The organism is Thalassobaculum fulvum, assembly GCF_014652915.1.
In the GTDB taxonomy this organism is placed as follows: Bacteria; Pseudomonadota; Alphaproteobacteria; order Thalassobaculales; family Thalassobaculaceae; genus Thalassobaculum_A; species Thalassobaculum_A fulvum.
The window spans coordinates 221,428-239,690 of sequence record NZ_BMZS01000010.1; the positions used below are offsets into that span (position 1 = coordinate 221,428).

The following is an 18,263-nucleotide window of genomic DNA, read 5'->3' on the forward strand; positions in this document are numbered from 1 at the left end:
GCCTCAGGTCTTGTACGCCAGCCGTACCCCGCCCCAGTGCCGGCCGCGGACGGTGATCGGCGCCGAGACGTCCTTCATCAGGGCGAACACGCCGCCGCCCATGTCGCGGCGGTAGGTCTGCAGCAGGAACGGGTCGCGGTTGCGGCCCGCCTTGAGGCCGACGCGGTCGTTGAACAGCCTCCGGTTCCGGCAGTTCGCGGCGTTCCAGACCGGGTCGTCGCCCTGCGGCTTGCTGAACTTGTTGTTGTGGGTCGGCAGGTAGCCGTTCTCGTCGACCGACGCGCAGAACACCACGCTGTCGTCGAACTCCAGCGCCGGCTCCTGGATCGGCGGCAGCAGCTTGTCGGTGATCTTCAGGCAGCCGGCCCGGAGCTGTTGCGGATCGGTGCCGGGGATCGGCACGTAGTTGCGGTCGAACAGTTCCTCCATGGTGATCTCGCCGCGGTCGACCGCGGCCTCGAAGGCCCTGGACACCGACCGGGCGATCTCCTGGATCTTCTCGATGAACGGCCCGTCGACGGTATTGGCCCCGGAATCGGCGCAATGGCCGGCGAGGCGCTCGGCGGTGTCTATCAGGCGGTTGACCCGGTCGCGGGCCTCCTTGAGCGTCTGGCTGGACTGATCGACCTCCGAGCTCAGGCTTTCGATGGTCATGCGGAAGCCGGCCGAACCCTCGGCGATCCGGCTGGCGTCGGTGGCGATCGAGGTGGCCTGCGCGGCGATGTCGCCGACCGCGTCGCCGATCGTCCCCATGGCCGAGCCGATCGCCTCGGTACCGTCGCGGACCCCGTCGGCCAGCCGCGTGGTGTGCGTGCCCTGCTCGATCAGTTCGCGCGCTTGGGCCTCCAGGTCCTTCAGGGTCCGCTCGATGTCGAGGGTGGCCTCCGCCGTCTGGTTGGCCAGCGACTTCACCTCGCCGGCGACCACGGCGAAGCCGCGCCCGGACTCACCGGCCCTGGCTGCCTCGATGGTGGCGTTCAGCGCCAGCAGGTTGGTCTGCTTGGCGATGGCGTTGATGACGCCGGCGATCTTGCCGACCTGGCTCAGCGCCTCCTGCAGGCCGCCCAGCCGACCCTCGATCGCGGCCACGCCCTCGACCAGGCTGTGAATGTCGGACACAGCCGAGTCGACGGTGCTGCGGGAAGCCTGCACGTCGTCGGAGGCGCGGGTCGCGATGTCGCGGGTGCGTTCGGCCGCCTCGACGACCGCCGCGTTGCTGCTGGCGATCTGCTCGGCCGCCGCGGTCAGGTTGTGGAAGTCCTCGGCCTGCTTCGCGACCCGCCCGGCGACCTCGTCGACGTTGCCCGCAACGTCGACGATCTCGATCGAAAGGCTGCCTGCTTCCTTGGCGATGACATCGATGATCCCGGGCTCGCGCGGTACGTCGCTGTCAATGCTGTCAATGTCTACAGGGTCCGCCGCCATTGTCTTCTCCTCCCCCACTGCCGCAACCTTTGTCGGTCGCTTTCCGGCAAGGTACAGGATGTCGAATAGGCTGTAAAAAGCCCGTTAACATACTATTGTAATTGTATAAATAGTCAGTCAAAAGTTGACGTTCGTGACTTGGGGGCGGTCAATTTTTGACTGGATGACAACGCCGCCGGCGACGACTATAGGGTCGCTAGACCGGCGACATGAGATTCCCATGACCAATAAACTGAACGTTCTCAGCGACTCGGCGCTGATGGCGGCCGACACCGCCCACCATCTGCACCCGTTCACCGACTACAAGGCGCTGGCGGCCGAGGGCAGCCGGGTCATCGTACGCGCCGAGGGCTGCACTCTCTGGGACTCCCAGGGCAACGCGATCCTGGACGGCATGGCCGGTCTCTGGTGCGTGAACATCGGCTACGGCCGGGAGGAACTGGCCGACGTCGCCGCCCGCCAGATGCGCGAGCTGCCGTACTACAACACCTTCTTCAAGACGACGACGCGGCCGGCGACCGAGCTCGCGACCCGGCTGGCGGAGCTGACGCCGCCGGGGCTGGAGCACGTGTTCTTCGCCAACTCGGGGTCCGAGGCCAACGACACAATCGTGCGCATGGTGCGGCGGTACTGGCAGTTGCACGGCCAGCCCGAGCGGAACGTCATCATCAGCCGCGAGTACGCCTATCACGGCTCGACCCTGGTGGGGGCCAGCCTCGGCGGCATGAGCGCGATGCACAGCCAGACCGGCCTGCCGCTGCCCGGGTTCGAGCACATCCGGCCGCCGTACTATCTGCGCGACGGCGGCAACATGACCCCGCAGGAGTTCGGGGTCGCCGCCGCCCAGGCGCTCGAGGAGCGCATCCTCGCGCTCGGGCCGGAACGCGTCGCGGCGTTCATCGCCGAGCCGATCCAGGGTGCCGGCGGCGTCATCGTCCCGCCCGACAGCTATTTCCCGGAGATCCAGCGGATCTGCCGCGAGTACGGCATCCTGCTGATCGCCGACGAGGTGATCTGCGGGTTCGGGCGGACCGGCAACTGGTTCGGCTCGGAGACCTTCGGCATCGAGCCGGACCTGATGACGTTGGCGAAGGGGCTGTCGTCCGGCTACCTGCCGATCTCGGCGGTCATGGTCGGCGACCGGGTGGCGCGGACCCTGATCGACGAGGGCGGCGAGTTCTTCCACGGCTTCACCTATTCGGGTCATCCGGTGGCCTGCGCGGTGGCGCTCGAGAACCTGCGGATCATGCAGGACGAGGGCCTGGTCGAGCGGGTCCGCGACGACATCGGCCCGTACTTCCAGGACCGGCTGCGCGAGCTGGCCGACCATCCGCTGGTCGGCGAGGTCCGCGGAGTCGGGCTGATCGCCGGGGTCGAGCTGGTGCGGGACAAGGACGGCCCGGTGTTCTTCCAGCCGGAAGGCAGGGTCGGGACGATCTGCCGCGACCACTGCTTCCGCAACAACGTGATCATGCGGGCGGTGCGCGACGGCATGGTGATATCGCCGCCGCTGGTGATCAGCCATGCCGAGGTCGACCGGCTGGTCGAGACCGCGCGCCGCTGCTTCGACCTAACCCAGGCCGATATCGGTCTCTGACGCGCTTGCCGATCGCCGTTCCATTGCCCATAATAATTATGGCAAAGGAATCGTTAACGTGGCGATCGGTGTAAGCACATTGTCGCTGTCCGCGTACGGTGTGACGCCCGGCAGCGGAGCGGCCGCTCAGAACCCGGCGGGAGTGCCGCTCGGTTTGCGGGGGGCCGTGTCCCTCGGCAGCGGGCTGCGGACCGGGGTGACGGTGGTCGACCACGCGATCCGGTTCTCATCGGAGCTCGGCGAGGCGCGGGAACGCGCCCGCGAGGCGCAGCAGGAGGCGGCGCGGCTCGAGGCCGAGCTGGCGGAGGCGGAAGCGGCGGCGCGCCGGGACGAGCTGCGCAGCGAGGCGGAGGACGGCGCCTCGTCCTCGACCGCCTCGTCCCCGAGCGCCTCGTCCCCGAGCGCCTCGTCGGGATCCCCCGAGGAGTCGACCCGCCAGACGATCGTCGCCGCGGTCGCCGCCGGCCAGTCCGGCGAGGAGCCGCCGCGCGGCGCGTTCGTCGACTTTTCCGTCTGAGCGTTCGGGAATCTCCTCCGTCGGGTCGGGATCGCCGGCGTCATTGACAGCCGGCGGGCCAGCGTTTTGACTTTCGGCAATGCACAATCACGGCGGCACGGGCGGCGCAGGTCGTCCGCAAGCGGTCCGGATCGTAGAACAGGAGACTCGACGGATGGTTGACCACACTCCTCGGCGCGCGACGCGCCGCTCCTTCCTCGCCGGCACCGGGGCCGTGGCTGCCGGCGTTACCCTGCTGCCGAAGTTCGGCTGGGCGGCGGAGGAGAAGAAGCTCAACTTCTACAACTGGGACACCTACATCGGCGAGACCACGCTCGACGACTTCAAGAAGGCGAGCGGCGTCGAGGTCACCATGGACCTGTTCGCCGACAACGACGAGCTGTTCGCCAAGCTGAAGGAAGGCAACCCCGGCTACGACGTGATCGTGCCGACCAACGACTACACCGAGCGGATGATCGCGGCGAACATGCTCGTGCCGCTCGATCACGCCAAGATCCCGAACATCAAGAACATCGGAAAGGCGTTCCTGAACCCGGCCTTCGACCCGGGGCGGAAGTACTCGCTGCCGTACATGTGGGGCACGGTCGGCATCGGCTACCGCAAGAGCCGGGTGGACGGCGTGCCGGACAGCTGGAAGTGGCTCTACGATTCCAGCAAGTATGCCGGCAAGATCGCCCTGCTCGGCGCGCCGGGCACGGTGCTGCAGGTCGGCTGCAAGTACATGGGCTGGCCGCTCAACGAGAAGGATCCGGCGAAGCTGGAGAAGGTCGCCGAGCTGCTGATCAAGCAGAAGCCGCACATCAAGGTGTTCGCCGAGGACAACGGCCAGGACCTGCTGCTGTCCGGCGAGGTCGACCTGACCATGGAGTGGAACGGCGACATCCTGCAGGTGATGGCCGAGGACCCCGACATCTCCTACGTGGTCCCGAAGGAGGGCGGGCTGCTGTGGGAGGACACCCTGGCGATCCCGACCGGCGCACCGCACCCGGAGAACGCCCATGCCTTCATCAACTTCCTGCTGGGCGCCGAGACCGGCGCGGCGATCGCCGACTTCATCCAGTACGCGACCCCGAACGCCGCGGCCAAGGCGCTGATGAAGCCCGAGTACACCGGCAACCCCGCGATCTTCCCGCCGGACGACGTGATCGAGCGGTGCGAGACCGCGATCTACCAGGGCCCCGAATACACCCAGCTGGTCGACCGGCTCTGGACGCGGATCGGCGCCGCCTGACCTCGCGGGTCCGGCCGGGGGGCGGGAGACATGGAGAGCTGGCGGCGGAACCCGCTGGTGTTCTGGGTGACCGGCCTGCCGCCGACGGCATGGCTTCTGCTGTTCTTCCTGGTCCCGCTTGCGCTGGTCTGGGTGCTCAGCTTCGCCGAGCTGCGCGGCGTAGTGGAAATGGAGGTCACGGGCACGTTCGCCAACTACGTGCGGGCCCTTGACCCCCTGTACCTGCAGATCTTCGGCAAGTCGTTCGTGTTCGCCGGGCTGACCACCCTGGTTTCCCTGGTGTTCGGGTTTCCGGTGGCGCTCGCCATCGTGTTCGCGCCGCGGCGCTGGCGGGCGGTGCTGCTGCTGCTGGTGATCCTGCCGTTCTGGACCAACCTGCTGATCCGCACCTACGCGCTGATCGCGGTGCTGCGGACCCGCGGCTTCGTCAACTTCACCCTGGAGTGGTTCTGGGAGAAGGCGAACGCAGTGCTGTCGCTGCTCGGCCTCGGCTCCTTCCAGCTGCTGGGGGAGCGGTTCGAGCCGCTGGAACTGCTGTACAACAACACCGCGGTGGTGATCGGGCTGGTCTACGTTCACCTGCCGTTCATGGTGCTGCCGCTCTACGCCTCGCTGGAGAAGCTCGACCGGTCGCTGATCGAGGCGGCCCTGGACCTCGGGGCGTCCCAGTTCCGCGCCTTCGCGACGGTGGTGGTGCCGCTGGCCCTGCCGGGCATCATCTCGGGCGCGATCCTGGTGTTCATCCCGGCCCTCGGGTCGTTCCTGACGCCGGACCTGCTGGGCGGCACCGACAGCCAGATGATCGCCAACGTGATCGAGCGGCAGTTCAAGAGCGCCAACGACTGGCCGTTCGGCTCGGCCCTGTCGTTCCTGCTTATGTACCTGACGTTCGGGGCGCTGGCGCTGCGGGCGCTGTACACCCGTCGGACCGCCGGCCAGGGACGGGCCTGATGGCGACCCCGATCGGCCCGCTCGACTACACCCGGCGGCTGTGGGTCCGGCTGACCCTGCTGGTGGTGTTCGTGTTCCTGTACGCGCCGATCGCCACGCTGATCGCGTTCAGCTTCAACGACAGCCGCCGCAACATCGTCTGGAACGGCTTCACGCTGAAATACTACGAGAAGGCGCTCGGCAACGAGGGGCTGATCGAGGCGTTCGCCAACTCGCTGACCATCGCGGTGCTCTCGACCCTGGTCTCGATCGTGTTGGGGGCGCTGGTCGCGGTGCTGCTGTGGCGGTTCCGGTTCCCCGGCAAGGCCGGCTACGAGGGGGTGGTGGCGCTGCCCATCGTCATTCCCGAGATCTGCATGGGCGTGGCGATGCTGGCGTTCTTCTCGCGGATCGGCTGGCCGAGCGACATGGTGTGGCCGTTCAACCTGTCGGCCATCATCATCGCCCACGTCTCGTTCAGCTTCCCGTTCGTGGCGGTGGTCGTGCGCGCCCGGCTCGAGGGATTCAACCGCGAGCTGGCCGAGGCGGCCCAGGACCTGGGCGCCACCGAGTGGCAGGTGTTCCGGGACGTGATGATCCCGTTCCTGCGGCCGGGCCTTGTGGCCGGCGGCATGCTGGCGTTCACCCTGTCGCTCGACGACTTCGTGATCACCTTCTTCACCTCCGGCCCGAACACCGTGACCTTCCCGGTGAAGGTCTATTCGATGGTCCGGTTCTCGGTGACGCCGGAGGTCAACGCCGCCTCGACCGTGCTGATCGTGGTGACGGTGGTGATGACGGCGGCGGCCCTCTGGATGCAGCACCGGGCCGGGATGAAGGCCGAGGAGGCGGCGGGATGAGCACTGAGCAGGAGGTCGGCGAGACTCCGGTCGGCGAAACCCCGATCATCGAGATCGCGGGCCTGAGCAAGCACTACGGGTCGGTGACCGCCGTCGACGACGTCGACCTGACGATCCGGCGCGGCGAGTTCTTCGCCCTGCTGGGCCCCTCCGGCTGCGGCAAGACCACCCTGCTGCGGATGCTGGCAGGGCTCGAGTTGCCGACCGCCGGCACCATCCGGATCGACGGCCAGGACATGTCCGCGGTGCCGGCCAACCGGCGGCCGGTGAACATGGTGTTCCAGTCCTATGCAGTGTTCCCGCACATGACCGTCCGGGACAACGTGGCCTACGGCCTGAAGGTCGACGGCGTGCCGCGGCAGGAGGCGTATCGCCGGGCCGAGGAGGCGCTGGAACTGGTGAAGCTCGGCGGCTACGGGCCGCGGCGTCCCGACCAGCTGTCCGGCGGCCAGCGCCAGCGGGTGGCCCTGGCCCGGGCGCTGGTGAAGCGCCCGAAGGTGCTGCTGCTGGACGAGCCGCTGTCGGCGCTGGACGCCAAGCTGCGCGAGCAGATGCGGTTCGAGCTGGTGAACCTGCAGGAGAGCGTCGGCATCACCTTCGTGGTGGTGACCCACGACCAGGACGAGGCGCTGTCGATGGCCAGCCGGATCGCCGTCATGGACCACGGCCGGGTCCAGCAGACGGCACCGCCGGCCGAGCTGTACGAGTTCCCCCGCACCAAGTTCGTCGCCGACTTCATCGGCTCGGTCAACCTGATCGAGGGAACCGTCGAGGCCAGCGACGACGGTCTGGTCAGGCTGTCGGCGCCGGCCCTGCAGGTGCCGGTGGAGATCGAGCAGGCGAGCGGGCTGCCGGCCGGATCGACCGGCTGGCTGGCGCTGCGGCCCGAGAAGGTCGACATCTCGCGCGAACCGCCGGATGACGCCGGCCGCAACACGGTGGCCGGGACCGTCGAGGAGATCACCTATCTCGGCGACGTGTCGATCTTCCACGTCCGCCTGACCGCGGACCAGCCGCTGATCAAGGTGACGATCGCCAACCTCGACCGGGTGACCCGCCGGCCGTTCACCTGGGGCGACCGGGTTCACCTGTCCTGGGCGCCGACCTGCGGGGTCGTCCTGGCGCAATGACGTCGGCACCGTCCGTCGCCATCGAGGCGGCCGGCGGCCGCGTCCTGCGCGTGCCGCGGCCGGGCGGGATCGAGCTGCGGGCGGCGCACTTCCCCGGGGGCGGCGACCCGGGACGCGGCGACTCGGCGGGCAGCGAGCGCGGGCGCTGCGTGTTCCTGCCCGGCTATACCGAGTTCATCGAGAAGAACCTGGACTCGATCGCCGAACTGACCGCCCGCGGGTTCGAGGTCGCGACCCTGGACTGGCGCGGCCAGGGCCTGTCGGACCGGCTGCTGCCGGACCGCCACAAGGGGCACATCGACCGGATGGAGACCCATCTCGAGGACCTCGCGGCAGTCCTCGACGCGATCGCCGGGTTCGCGGGCGGCCCGCCGCCTAGCGTGGTCGCGCATTCGATGGGGGCGCACCTCGCCCTGCGCTATTGCATGGCGGCTCCGGAGCGGGTGGCGCGGGCGGTGCTGATCGCCCCGATGCTGGGGATCGGACGGACCGGAATGCCGGTCGGGCTGGCACGGCTTCTGGTCGAGGGGTTCTGCCTGACCCCGATGGTCGACAGCTACATTCTCGGCGGTGCCGGCTACGGCGAGCGCCGCCGGCGGTTCGAGGGCAATCCGCTGACCAGCGACCGCGAGCAGTTCGAGGCGCTGCACCGGATGCTCGACGCGAATCCCGACCTGGCGCTCGGCGATCCGACCTTCGCCTGGGTGCGGGCGGCGTTCCGCTCGATCGACGCGGTCATGGCGCCGGGCGCGCTGGAGGCGGTCCGCACGCCGCTGATGGTCGCTCTCGCCGGGCAGGAGACCATCGTCGAGAACGCGGCGATCGAGTGCGCCGTGGCGCGGTTGCCGGATGCCAGGCTCGTCCGGTTCCCGGATGCCAGGCACGAGATCCTGCGGGAGCGCGCGCCGGTCCGCCGGGCCTTCTGGGAGGCGGTCGACCGGTTCCTTGCCGATACGGCAGCACAGCCGGCGATCCGCTGAGGCGTTGCAAACGCGCCGGCGACCCGTACCATCGGGTGGCGCATTGGACGGCCGGGCGGCGAAGGAGGGCGGGGTGCTGCTGATCGAACGGATGATGGCCCGGGTCGTGGAGTTCATCGCCTGCGACCTGTTCGGGCTGGACAGCCGCGACGTCGAGCGCGCGCGGGACCGGCAGTTCGGGCCGGGCACGCCGCCGCCGGCGCCGCGCGAGCGCCGCCAGGTGATCGTCCGGTTCGGGCGTTGACGGGGATCGGCGGCCGCGCCGGTCAGGCCCAGGCGCCGATCGCCGCGCCGGCGAGCCCGTAGCCGATCACCACCATCCAAGGCGGGGCCTTCCAGACTTCCAGCAGCAGGTAGGCGACCAGCACGGCGGCGACGTCCCGCGGTCCCGCGATCGCGGCGCTGGCGACCGGGTCGTACAGCACCGCCACCAGCAGGCCGACGACGGCGGCGTTGATGCCGTCGAGGCCGGCCCGGGCCGGCGCCCAGGCGCGAAGCCGATCCCAGAACGGCAGTGCCCCGAACAGGATCAGCGCCGACGGCAGGAAGATCCCGACCAGCGCCAGCGCACCCCCTAGGGCGCCACCAAGAGGGCCGCCCGGGGCCGGGGCGGCGGTTCCAAGAAAGGCGGCGAAAGTGAACAGCGGCCCGGGCACCGCCTGGGCCAGCCCGTACCCCGCCAGGAAGGTGTCGCGGGCCACCAGGCCGGTCTTCACGGTGTCCGCCTCCAGCAGCGGCAGGACCACATGGCCGCCGCCGAACACGAGTGAGCCGGCGCGGAACGCCGCCTCGGCCATCCGCAGGCCCTCCGGCACGGCGAACACCAGCGGAGCGGCTAGGAGGGCCGCCATGATCGCCAGCAGGGCCAGGCCCACGGACACCGGGACGCCGGCAGCGGAGGCCGGACCGCCGGTCGCCGCGGCCGCGCCCCGTCGCCGACCGACCAGCAGGCCGGCGACGCCACCGAGCGCGATCGCGCCGAGCTGTCCGGAGAGACCCGGCAGGACCAGGGCGGTCGTCGCTCCGGCGACCAGGATCGAGGCATGGGTCGGATCGGCCGCCAGCCGGCTCGCCATCTGATGCACCGCCTGCGCCACCACCGCGACCGCCACCAGCTTCAGGCCGTGGATCGCGGCAGCCGTCGCCGGGTCGCCGGTCCCGAACGCCACCGCGCCGAGCCCGGCCAGGATCATCAGGATGGCCGACGGCAGGGTGAAGCCGAGCCAGGCGGCGACCGCGCCGACCGGCCCGGCGCGCCGGGCCCCGAGCGCCAGCCCGACCTGCGACGAGGCCGGGCCGGGCAGGAACTGGCACAGTGCGACGGTGTCGGCATAGGCGGTGTCGTCCAGCCAGCGACGGCGCTCGACGAACTCGGTGCGGAAGTAGCCGATATGGGCGACCGGCCCGCCGAACGCGCTCAGCCCGAGCTTAAGGAAGGCGAGGAATACTTCGCCGGCGCTGCCGGGTTGCGTAGCCGGCGCACGGTCGCTGGTATCCGGCATGAAGGCGGTCTCCCCGTTCGGCGTCGATCGTCGCTCGCAACCGGGGAGGCCGGCCGGAGTACCCGGATTTCGGCGGCATCGCGTTCCGATCTCCGGCGAGGCATTATGCGGCCGGCGCGGGATGCCTGTGAACCGAAACGAGGAGACGAGCATGGCGGGGCGTTTGGCCGGCAAGGTGGCGGTCGTGACCGGGGCCGGGTCGATCGGGCCCGGCTGGGGCAACGGCAAGGCGACCTCGGTCCTGTTCGCCCGCGAGGGCGCGAAGGTGGTGTGCGTCGACATCAATCCCGAGGCCGCGGAGGAGACGCGGTCGATCGTCGAATCGGAGGGCAACGAGGCCATCGCCGTGACCTGCGACGTGTCCCGCAAGGACCAGGTCGACGCCATGGTGCACGCCACCGTGGCGGCGTTCGGCGGCATCGACATCCTGGACAACAACGTCGGGATCGTCCGGGTCGGCGGGCCGGTCGAGATCGAGGAAGGCGACTGGGACCGGGTGCTCGACGTCAACCTGAAGAGCGCCTACCTAGTCTGCAAGGCGGTGATCCCGGAGATGCTGAAGCGCGGCGGCGGCGCGATCGTGAACATCTCCTCGATCGCCGGCATCCGCCACACCGGCGTCGACTACATCACCTATTCGACCACCAAGGGCGCGTTGATCCCGTTCAGCCGGGCGATCGCGCTGCAGTATGCGCGCCAGGGCATCCGCTCGAACTGCATCCTGCCCGGGCTGATGAACACCCCGCTGATCTTCGCCGGCCTGCCGGACGCCTACGCCAAGGGCGACGCGCAGGAAATGGTGCGGTTGCGCGACGCCCAGTGCCCGACCGGCAAGATGGGGGACGCCTGGGACGTCGCCCATGCCGCCTTGTTCCTGGCCTCGGACGAGGCCAAGTACGTGACGGCGACCGAATTGGTGGTGGACGGCGGGATCACTGCCAAATTTGCGTAACAATTGCGTGGCTGATATCCGGCGTGCGCGCGCATCCCGAGGAACGGAGAAACGGGTTCATGGCATCGGTGACACGATGGACGGCGGCATTTGCGTTGCTCGTGGCCGTCCTCGCGGCGAGCGGGGCGGCGCCCGCGCTCGCTGAATTCAAGAGCGGGCCCTGGACCGGCAACGCCTATGCCCAGAAGGACGGCAAGTTCGAGCGGTGCGTCATCACCTCGGAGCACCCCGACGGCATGCGCCTCGGCTTCGGGAAGTCGCTGGAGGGCACGTTCGAGATCTGGCTCATGAACAAGGGCTGGTCTCTTGAAGCCGGCCAGCCGCAGCCGGTCACCCTGTGGGTGGACGACCTGCGCCGGCGGACCGGCAACTTCCAGTCGGTCTCGAAGGGGGCCATGGCGGCGCAGTTCGTCGGCGACACCGACCTGGTGGCCTCGCTGAAGAAGGGCAACGTCCTGCACGTGGAGTCCGCGTTCGGCTCGATGACGTTCAAGCTGACCGGTACCTTCAAGGCGATCGGCGAACTCGAGCAGTGCTGGTCGCAGTCGACGCGGGCCGCCGCCGCTGCCCAGGCACCGCGGGCGCAGGCACCGTCTTCGGGGCCGGCCAAGCGCGCCAAGGGCATGGACCTGCTGGCGCTGCCGCCTCGGGATTTCGCCGGCCAGGTCGTGACCAGCGAGAAGTCGCCGTACTTCACGGTGCCGCAGCAGGTGCCGGAGTCGATGCGCAAGTGGAACGCGGCACTGATCTGGAACATCAACAACGGGGACGGAGTCGGTCTCTCGACCGGGGTCGGCTCGAACCCCGACATCGAGACCCTGCGGACCGACCTGGTCCGCCAGAAGCAGCCGCGCTGCAAGGGTGACATGGCGTCGTCGTCCGACGTCCGGACGCTGCCGGCGACCGCGATCCAGGTGAAGCGGGTCGAGATCCGCTGCTCCGACATCGGCGACGGCAAGGGCGTGACCGAGGTGTTCTCGTTCTATCCGCACCTGTCGGGCCAGCTCCTGGTGATCTCGCACATCTCCAACGACCGGGACGTGGCGATCGAAGCCGACATCGAGTTCGCCCGGCGGGTGACCGCGATCCTCGGCGCCAAGTAGGCCCCGCGTGCGCCGGCCGGGGTCAGACCCGGCCGGTCCGCCGCATCAGGCGGAACGCCAGCGGGGCCAGGATCACGATGAAGCCGATCCGGAAGATGTGGTGGGTGGCGACGAGGGCGACGTCGCGGCCGAGCGCCAGGGCCACCAGGCTCATCTCCGCCAGCCCGCCGGGAGCGTAGGCCAGGACCAGCACGAACCACGGCACGTCGGTGAGCTGCTGCACGGCCAGCCCGAACAGCACGCCCAGTACCAGCAGGATGACGGTGGAGCCGATCGACACGCCGACGATCCGGGCGATGTCGCGGAACGGAGTGCCGGCGAACCGGCAGCCGATCCCGGTGCCCATCACCACCTGGGCGATGGCGACCAGCAGGCCCGGCGGCGTCGCCTGGGTCACGCCGCCGACGTGGACGGTCGCCGACAGCAGCATCGGGCCGATCAGGAACGCGGCCGGCACCTTCAGGCGGCGGGCGACCAGCGGCCCGATCACGGCGCAGCCGGTCAGGATCGCCCAGTCCCATGCCGGCATGTCGAACGATCCGCCGCCGCCCGGCAGCAGCCCGGCGGGCGGCGCGTAGTCGGTGAACAGCCGGAACAGGAACGGCAGCGTCATCACCACCAGCAGGATGCGCGCCGAATGGGTGAGCGCGATCACCCGGTCGTCGCCGCCCATCTCGCGGCCGACGATCACCATCTCGTTCAGGCCGCCCGGCGCCGACGCGAAGTAGGAGGTGACGGCGTCGTAGCCGGCCGCCTTGCGGAAGTACCAGGTAACCAGCCCGCCGGCGACGATCGCATAGACCAACAGGCCGGCGATCGACACCGCCCACTCGCCGAGCTGGTCGAGCAGCTGCGGCTTGAAGGCGCTGCCGAGCATGACCCCCAGGACGCAGATCATCACCACGCGCAGGCGGTGGTCGACGCGGATGTTCGCCCCCCAGACCGAGGCGGCGGTGGTCGCCACCATCGCGCCCATCATCCACGGCAGCGGCAGCCGGGCCCAGGCGAACAGCAGGCCGCCGCCGGCGCCGATCGCCAGGGCCAGCGCCATCGAGCCGCGCGGGCGGCCGGCGGTCATGCGGTCGCCGCCGGGCTTCTCCGGGGCTGGCGGCGTCGGCGACGACGCCGCGGCCTCAGCCATCGACGACCCGGCCGAGGCGGACCGCCGTCTGGCCGACGGCGAGCCGGCGCGACGGCATGATCAGGATGCAGTCGTCGTACGGCGTGGTCACCGCGGCGTCGCCGTCATGGGCGATCACGGTGCCGGCCCGAGGGATCGTCTCCATGCCGACGAACGGCTCGACGAAGGCGAAGTCGCCGGTCCGGACGGTCACCGGCTGGGTCACCTGGACGACCCGCTGCGGCCCGGGCTCCGGACCGAGCCAGTGGGCGACGGCGGGCCGGTCGACGCAGCCGGTCGCCAGCAGGAAACGCAGCGTGGTCTCGAGCGCCACGGCTTCGGACCCGCGCTCCCAGTGCTGGCCGCACTCGACCAGAAGCGACGCCCGCGGGTCGCCGGGGTCCTGGAAGAAGCCGTAGTCGCGCATCCGGGCGCCGGCGGCGTGCCCGGCATCGACGACGACGGTGGCCGGGCAGCCGACCCGCCGGGCGAGGTCGAGGCCCTTCTGGCAGGCGCCGGCCAGCACCAGCGGCTCCGTCGGGTTCTGCATGGAGTGGATGTCGAGCAGCAGGTCGACGGTGTCGATCAGCGGCTGGATCGCCCTGGCGCGGGCGAGCTCGACGCTGGATCGGCTGCCGTTCAGCTTCGGCTTGTCCCACAGGCGGTTGAAGTCCTCGTCGACGAACCGGGACAGGGTCGGATAGGCGGGGTCGAACGCCAGGTAGGCCGAGACGTTGCAGAAGCCGAGGGTGAGCCGCCCGCGCGCCGGCCGCAGGCCGGCCTTCAGCAGCCGGTCCAGGACCAGCGCACCGCAGAGCTCGTTGCCATGGACGACCGCCGTGACCATGACGTGCGGACCGGGTTGCCCGGCCACGAACGTCCAGAAGAACGGAACGCCGGTGTTGCCGGCCCGGTACGGCTCGATGTCCGGGGCTTGCAGCTCGACCGGCCAGGCCGTTCGGGAGGTGGAGGCGGTGCTCATCGATCGGGGTCCGTTTGCGCGGCGACGGGCTCGGCCGGGTACGGGGCTCGGCGGACGATTGGCGGGAGGCTCGTTCGGGCGGATGACGAACGCTTGGCTTCGTCACCTCAAACTAGGTGATGCAGCCGGCCTTGACCAGAGGTCGGACCTGGTGGACGGGGCGCCTCCGTGGCCGCCCGTGGTTGTGTGCCGGTTTCAATTCCGCCATGCTCGGTCGGTTACCGCAAAGGCTCTCCGCAACGACGGCGAGCTACCAAGAAAGTATTCGTGAACAGGCGACTGTCGCGGACAGGGAACAGACGGAGGCGAACATGACCATGCTGCACCGGCTGGGAGCGGTTGCAATTGCGTTTGGCGCATTGACAACGCCGGTTCTCGCCGAAGACATCACGATCGGGATTGCGGCCGAGCCGTCCTCGATGGACCCGTATTTTCACAACCTGGGTCCGAACAACTCGATGATCGGGCACACCTTCGAGCGCCTGATCGAATTCGACTCCAACCAGCAGCTCATGCCCGGTCTCGCGACCGAGTGGAAGCCGGTCTCCGACACGGTCTGGGAACTGAAGCTTCGCAAGGGCACCAAGTTCCACGACGGCAGCGATTTCACGGCCGACGACGTGCTGTTCTCGTTCGAGCGGGCCGACCAGTACACCGGTGGCAACTCGTCGTTCCGCACCTACACCAAGGGCAAGACCGTCACCAAGGTCGACGACCACACGATCCGGATCTCGACCGCCGCACCCTATCCGCTGATGCCGAACGACCTGACGACCGTGATGATCATGTCGTCGGACGCCAAGGGCACCGGCGAGGCGGCGAAGAACAAGGGCATCGAGGCCAAGGACTTCAACGACGGCACCGCCGCGATCGGCACCGGCCCGTACACGTTCGTCGAGTGGAAGAAGGGCGAGAGTATCGTCTTCGCCAAGAACGAAGCCTACAACGGCAACCTCCACCAGCCGTTCGACAAGGTCACGTTCAAGTTCATCCCAGCGGCACCGGCCCGGGTGGCAGCGCTGATCGCCGGCGACGTCGACATGATCGACAACGTGCCCACGGTCGACATCGCGCGCCTGAAGAAGGACTCCAAGCTGAACCTGTCGCAGGGCGTGTCGAACCGGGTCATCTACCTGCATATGGACCAGTTCCGCGACCAGTCGCCGTTCGTGACGACGGTCGACGGCCAGCCGCTCGACAAGAACCCGCTGAAGGACGCCAAGGTCCGCAAGGCGCTGTCGCTGCTGATCAACCGCAAGGCGATCGTCGACCGGGTCATGGAAGGCGTGGCGATCCCGGCCGGCCAGCTGCTGCCGGACGGGTTCTTCGGCCGCTCGCCGAACCTGACGGCCGATCCCTACGACCCGAAGGGCGCCAAGTCGCTGCTGGCCGAGGCCGGCTGGGGCAAGGGCTTCGGCCTGACGGTGCACGGCCCGAACGACCGCTACATCAACGACGCCAAGATCCTCGAGGCGGTCGGCCAGATGTTCACCGCCAACGGCATCCCGACCAAGGTCGAGACGATGACGAAGAACGTGTTCTTCTCGCGCGCCTCGAAGGGCGGTCCGGACAACACCCCTGAGTTCAGCCTGATCCTGGTCGGCTGGGGGTCGGGCACCGGCGAGGCGTCGTCGCCGCTGAAGTCGCTGCTGGCGACCCACGACCCGAAGAAGGGCTGGGGGGCGTCGAACCGCGGCCGGCACTCCAGCCCGGAGATGGACGCGCTCCTCGCCGAGGCCCTGTCGACGGTGGACGACAAGCGGCGCGGCGAGCTCTTGGCGGAGGCCACCGACATCGGCATCGGCGGCGACCAGGGCATCATCCCGCTGCACTACCAGGTCAACACCTGGGCGACGCGCAAGGGGCTGGCCTACAACGCCCGGACCGACGAGCGCACGGTCGCCTACGACGTCATCGTCGAGAAATGAGCAGCCGGCGCGGGGCCGGCTGACCGGTCCCGCGCCGCCCGCCCGACGCTCCCGGCCGGTGCCGGGGGCGACTGTCACCCGGTGGGGGTTCCACGGCGATGACCGTTTTCATCATCCGGCGGCTGATGCAGGCCATCCTGGTGGTCCTGGTGATGTCGTTCCTGGTGTTCGCCGGCGTGTTCGTGGTCGGCGATCCCACGCAGATCCTGGTGGCCGACGACGCGGACCAGGCGGAACGCGCCCGCGTGATCGCCGATCTCGGCCTCGACCGGCCGTTCCACGAGCAGTACCTGAAGTTTCTGGGCGGGGCACTGTCGGGCAATCTCGGCGAATCGTTCCGGTTCAACGAGCCGGCGCTGGGCCTGATCCTGGAGCGCCTGCCCGCCACGCTGGAACTGGCGGTGGTGGCGCTGGCGATCGCCGTGCTGTTCGGGATCCCGCTCGGCACCTGGGCCGGGCTGCGGCCGGATTCCATCGTCTCGAAGACCATCATGACCGGGTCGATCCTGGGCTTCAGCCTGCCGACCTTCTGGGTCGGCATCATGATGATCCTGCTGTTCGCGGTGGTGCTGGGCTGGCTGCCGTCGACCGGACGCTCCGACGAGATCACCACCGTGCTCGGCTTTCCGACCACGCTGCTGAGCGCCGACGGCTGGTCCCACATCCTGCTGCCGGCGGTCAACCTGGCGCTGTTCAAGCTGTCGCTGGTGACCCGGCTGGCGCGCGCCGGGGCCCGCGAGGTGGTGCACCAGGACTACATCAAGTTCGCCCGCGCCAAGGGCCTGTCCGAGAGCCGGGTGATCCTGGTGCACGTCATGAAGAACATCCTGATCCCGGTGGTGACCGTGCTGGGGCTGGAGTTCGGCGGGCTGGTGGCGTTCTCGGTGGTGACCGAGACGGTGTTCGCCTGGCCCGGCATCGGCAAGCTGCTGATCGAGTCGATCGGCTTCCTCGACCGGCCGGTGATCGTCGCCTACCTGATGATCATCGTGCTGATCTTCGTCTTCCTGAACCTGATGGTCGACATCGCCTATTCGTTCCTCGACCCGCGGGTCCGGCTGCAGGACATGAAGTCATGACCGCGATCCAGGACGACCGGAGCGGGGCAGTGGCGGTCTCCGCCGACGCCGGTGTCGAGACGCCGTTCCGCCGCTTCCTCTCCGACTACCGGGAGAGCCCGGTCGCGGTGGTCGGCGCCGTGACCGTCGGCGTGATCGCGTTGATTGCGCTGCTCGGCCCGTGGATCGCCCCGACCGACCCCTACGACCTCGCCACCGTCAGCATCCTCGACTCCCGTCTGGAGCCGGGCGAGGCGATGATGAGCGGCACGACGGCCTGGCTCGGCACCGACGGGCTCGGCCGCGACATGCTGAGCGCGATGATCTACGGGCTCAGGATCAGCCTCGGCGTCGGCATCGGCAGCGGCCTGATCGCCATGCTGATCGGCTGCAGCCTGGGCCTGGTCGCGGCCTACTACGGCGGCCGGGCCGACACGCTGATCATGCGGGTCGTCGACATCCAGCTGTCGTTCCCGGCGATCCTGGTGGCGCTGATCCTGCTGGCGGTGCTCGGCAAGGGCATCGACAAGATCATCGTGTCGCTGGTGGTGGTGCAGTGGGCGTACTACGCCCGCACGATCCGCGGGTCGGCCCTGGTCGAGCGCCGCAAGGAGTACGTCGAGGCGGCGGCCAGCCTGGCGCTCGGCGACCGCCGTGTGCTGTTCCGCCACCTGCTGCCGAACTGCATGGCTCCGATCATCGTGGTGGTCACGGTGCAGACCGCCCACGCCATCTCGCTGGAGGCGACGTTGTCGTTTCTCGGCCTCGGCCTGCCGCAGACCGAGCCGTCGCTCGGCCTGCTGATCTCCAACGGCTTCGAGTACATCATGAGCGGGTCGTACTGGATCAGCACCTTCCCGGGGATCGCGCTGCTGGTCACCATCGTCAGTATCAACCTGGTCGGGGACCGCCTGCGCGACGTCCTCAACCCGCGTCTGCAGAAGTAGG

Annotated in this window: 17 protein-coding genes; 13 read left to right on the top strand and 4 right to left on the bottom strand. The window is 69.2% G+C overall.

Annotation, left to right across the window (positions count from 1 at the left end; translation table 11 throughout):
* Positions 1 to 3: 3 nt before the first annotated feature.
* The gene (locus tag IE246_RS20760) at positions 4 to 1,425 is read right to left on the bottom strand and encodes a methyl-accepting chemotaxis protein (protein ID WP_189993225.1); all 1,422 of its coding nucleotides are present in this window, start codon (positions 1,423 to 1,425) and stop codon (positions 4 to 6) included.
* A gap of 220 nt (positions 1,426 to 1,645) precedes the next feature.
* Here IE246_RS20760 and IE246_RS20765 point away from each other — a divergent pair, with 220 nt between their 5' ends.
* From IE246_RS20765 to IE246_RS20800, 8 genes are all read left to right on the top strand, one after another.
* A complete protein-coding gene (locus tag IE246_RS20765) occupies positions 1,646 to 3,022 on the top strand; it encodes an aspartate aminotransferase family protein (protein WP_229837424.1) in 1,377 nt (458 codons plus the stop codon).
* A 166-nt stretch (positions 3,023 to 3,188) separates the two neighbouring features.
* Entirely contained in the window at positions 3,189 to 3,539 is a 351-nt protein-coding gene (locus IE246_RS20770) for a hypothetical protein (protein ID WP_189993227.1), read from the top strand.
* Between the two features lie 154 nt (positions 3,540 to 3,693).
* Entirely contained in the window at positions 3,694 to 4,770 is a 1,077-nt protein-coding gene (locus IE246_RS20775; protein ID WP_189993229.1) for an ABC transporter substrate-binding protein, read from the top strand.
* Positions 4,771 to 4,800: 30 nt separating this feature from the next.
* Entirely contained in the window at positions 4,801 to 5,721 is a 921-nt protein-coding gene (locus IE246_RS20780; protein WP_189993231.1) for an ABC transporter permease, read from the top strand.
* Positions 5,721 to 6,560: an ABC transporter permease gene (locus IE246_RS20785; RefSeq protein ID WP_189993233.1), complete on the top strand. Its 840-nt coding sequence runs from the start codon at positions 5,721 to 5,723 to the stop codon at positions 6,558 to 6,560. The genes IE246_RS20780 and IE246_RS20785 overlap by 1 nt, the downstream gene beginning before the upstream one ends.
* Positions 6,557 to 7,690 (top strand): ABC transporter ATP-binding protein, encoded by a 1,134-nt coding sequence (locus IE246_RS20790; protein ID WP_189993235.1) that lies wholly within the window; start codon positions 6,557 to 6,559, stop codon positions 7,688 to 7,690. Before IE246_RS20785 ends, IE246_RS20790 begins: the two co-directional genes overlap by 4 nt.
* Positions 7,687 to 8,670 (top strand): alpha/beta fold hydrolase, encoded by a 984-nt coding sequence (locus IE246_RS20795; protein WP_189993237.1) that lies wholly within the window; start codon positions 7,687 to 7,689, stop codon positions 8,668 to 8,670. Before IE246_RS20790 ends, IE246_RS20795 begins: the two co-directional genes overlap by 4 nt.
* A gap of 73 nt (positions 8,671 to 8,743) precedes the next feature.
* Positions 8,744 to 8,914, top strand: a complete 171-nt coding sequence (locus IE246_RS20800; protein WP_189993239.1) for a hypothetical protein — start codon at positions 8,744 to 8,746, stop codon at positions 8,912 to 8,914.
* Positions 8,915 to 8,936: 22 nt separating this feature from the next.
* Here the strand turns inward: IE246_RS20800 and chrA are convergent, their stop codons facing one another.
* Positions 8,937 to 10,172 (bottom strand): chromate efflux transporter, encoded by a 1,236-nt coding sequence (chrA, locus tag IE246_RS20805; protein ID WP_189993241.1) that lies wholly within the window; start codon positions 10,170 to 10,172, stop codon positions 8,937 to 8,939.
* Positions 10,173 to 10,323: 151 nt separating this feature from the next.
* On the opposite strand from chrA, the gene IE246_RS20810 reads away from it, so the two are divergent.
* A complete protein-coding gene (locus IE246_RS20810; RefSeq protein ID WP_189993243.1) occupies positions 10,324 to 11,124 on the top strand; it encodes an SDR family NAD(P)-dependent oxidoreductase in 801 nt (266 codons plus the stop codon).
* 59 nt (positions 11,125 to 11,183) lie between these two features.
* Positions 11,184 to 12,227, top strand: a complete 1,044-nt coding sequence (locus tag IE246_RS20815) for a hypothetical protein (RefSeq protein ID WP_189993245.1) — start codon at positions 11,184 to 11,186, stop codon at positions 12,225 to 12,227.
* Positions 12,228 to 12,249: 22 nt separating this feature from the next.
* On the opposite strand, the gene IE246_RS20820 is transcribed toward IE246_RS20815, so the two are convergent.
* Positions 12,250 to 13,368 (bottom strand): AbrB family transcriptional regulator, encoded by a 1,119-nt coding sequence (locus IE246_RS20820; protein WP_189993247.1) that lies wholly within the window; start codon positions 13,366 to 13,368, stop codon positions 12,250 to 12,252.
* Positions 13,361 to 14,329, bottom strand: a complete 969-nt coding sequence (locus IE246_RS20825) for a M14 family metallopeptidase (protein ID WP_189993249.1) — start codon at positions 14,327 to 14,329, stop codon at positions 13,361 to 13,363. The genes IE246_RS20820 and IE246_RS20825 overlap by 8 nt, the downstream gene beginning before the upstream one ends.
* A 311-nt stretch (positions 14,330 to 14,640) precedes the next feature.
* Between IE246_RS20825 and IE246_RS20830 the strand changes: the two genes are divergently transcribed.
* From IE246_RS20830 to IE246_RS20840, 3 genes are all read left to right on the top strand, one after another.
* Positions 14,641 to 16,257: an ABC transporter substrate-binding protein gene (locus IE246_RS20830; protein WP_189993252.1), complete on the top strand. Its 1,617-nt coding sequence runs from the start codon at positions 14,641 to 14,643 to the stop codon at positions 16,255 to 16,257.
* Between the two features lie 98 nt (positions 16,258 to 16,355).
* Positions 16,356 to 17,336 (top strand): ABC transporter permease, encoded by a 981-nt coding sequence (locus IE246_RS20835; RefSeq protein WP_189993254.1) that lies wholly within the window; start codon positions 16,356 to 16,358, stop codon positions 17,334 to 17,336.
* A complete protein-coding gene (locus tag IE246_RS20840; protein ID WP_189993256.1) occupies positions 17,333 to 18,262 on the top strand; it encodes an ABC transporter permease in 930 nt (309 codons plus the stop codon). The genes IE246_RS20835 and IE246_RS20840 overlap by 4 nt, the downstream gene beginning before the upstream one ends.
* Position 18,263 lies beyond the last annotated feature (1 nt).

What these genes read in the sequence shown, in the direction of transcription:
- IE246_RS20815 (WP_189993245.1), top strand. Translation starts at nt 11,184, where the DNA reads ATGGCATCGGTGACACGATGGACGGCGGCATTTGCGTTGCTCGTGGCC.
- IE246_RS20795 (WP_189993237.1), top strand. Translation starts at nt 7,687, where the DNA reads ATGACGTCGGCACCGTCCGTCGCCATCGAGGCGGCCGGCGGCCGCGTC.
- chrA (WP_189993241.1), bottom strand. Translation starts at nt 10,172, where the DNA reads ATGCCGGATACCAGCGACCGTGCGCCGGCTACGCAACCCGGCAGCGCC.
- IE246_RS20840 (WP_189993256.1), top strand. Translation starts at nt 17,333, where the DNA reads ATGACCGCGATCCAGGACGACCGGAGCGGGGCAGTGGCGGTCTCCGCC.
- IE246_RS20830 (WP_189993252.1), top strand. Translation starts at nt 14,641, where the DNA reads ATGACCATGCTGCACCGGCTGGGAGCGGTTGCAATTGCGTTTGGCGCA.
- IE246_RS20835 (WP_189993254.1), top strand. Translation starts at nt 16,356, where the DNA reads ATGACCGTTTTCATCATCCGGCGGCTGATGCAGGCCATCCTGGTGGTC.
- IE246_RS20765 (WP_229837424.1), top strand. Translation starts at nt 1,646, where the DNA reads ATGACCAATAAACTGAACGTTCTCAGCGACTCGGCGCTGATGGCGGCC.
- IE246_RS20775 (WP_189993229.1), top strand. Translation starts at nt 3,694, where the DNA reads ATGGTTGACCACACTCCTCGGCGCGCGACGCGCCGCTCCTTCCTCGCC.
- IE246_RS20810 (WP_189993243.1), top strand. Translation starts at nt 10,324, where the DNA reads ATGGCGGGGCGTTTGGCCGGCAAGGTGGCGGTCGTGACCGGGGCCGGG.
- IE246_RS20820 (WP_189993247.1), bottom strand. Translation starts at nt 13,368, where the DNA reads ATGGCTGAGGCCGCGGCGTCGTCGCCGACGCCGCCAGCCCCGGAGAAG.
- IE246_RS20790 (WP_189993235.1), top strand. Translation starts at nt 6,557, where the DNA reads ATGAGCACTGAGCAGGAGGTCGGCGAGACTCCGGTCGGCGAAACCCCG.
- IE246_RS20760 (WP_189993225.1), bottom strand. Translation starts at nt 1,425, where the DNA reads ATGGCGGCGGACCCTGTAGACATTGACAGCATTGACAGCGACGTACCG.
- IE246_RS20785 (WP_189993233.1), top strand. Translation starts at nt 5,721, where the DNA reads ATGGCGACCCCGATCGGCCCGCTCGACTACACCCGGCGGCTGTGGGTC.
- IE246_RS20780 (WP_189993231.1), top strand. Translation starts at nt 4,801, where the DNA reads ATGGAGAGCTGGCGGCGGAACCCGCTGGTGTTCTGGGTGACCGGCCTG.
- IE246_RS20825 (WP_189993249.1), bottom strand. Translation starts at nt 14,329, where the DNA reads ATGAGCACCGCCTCCACCTCCCGAACGGCCTGGCCGGTCGAGCTGCAA.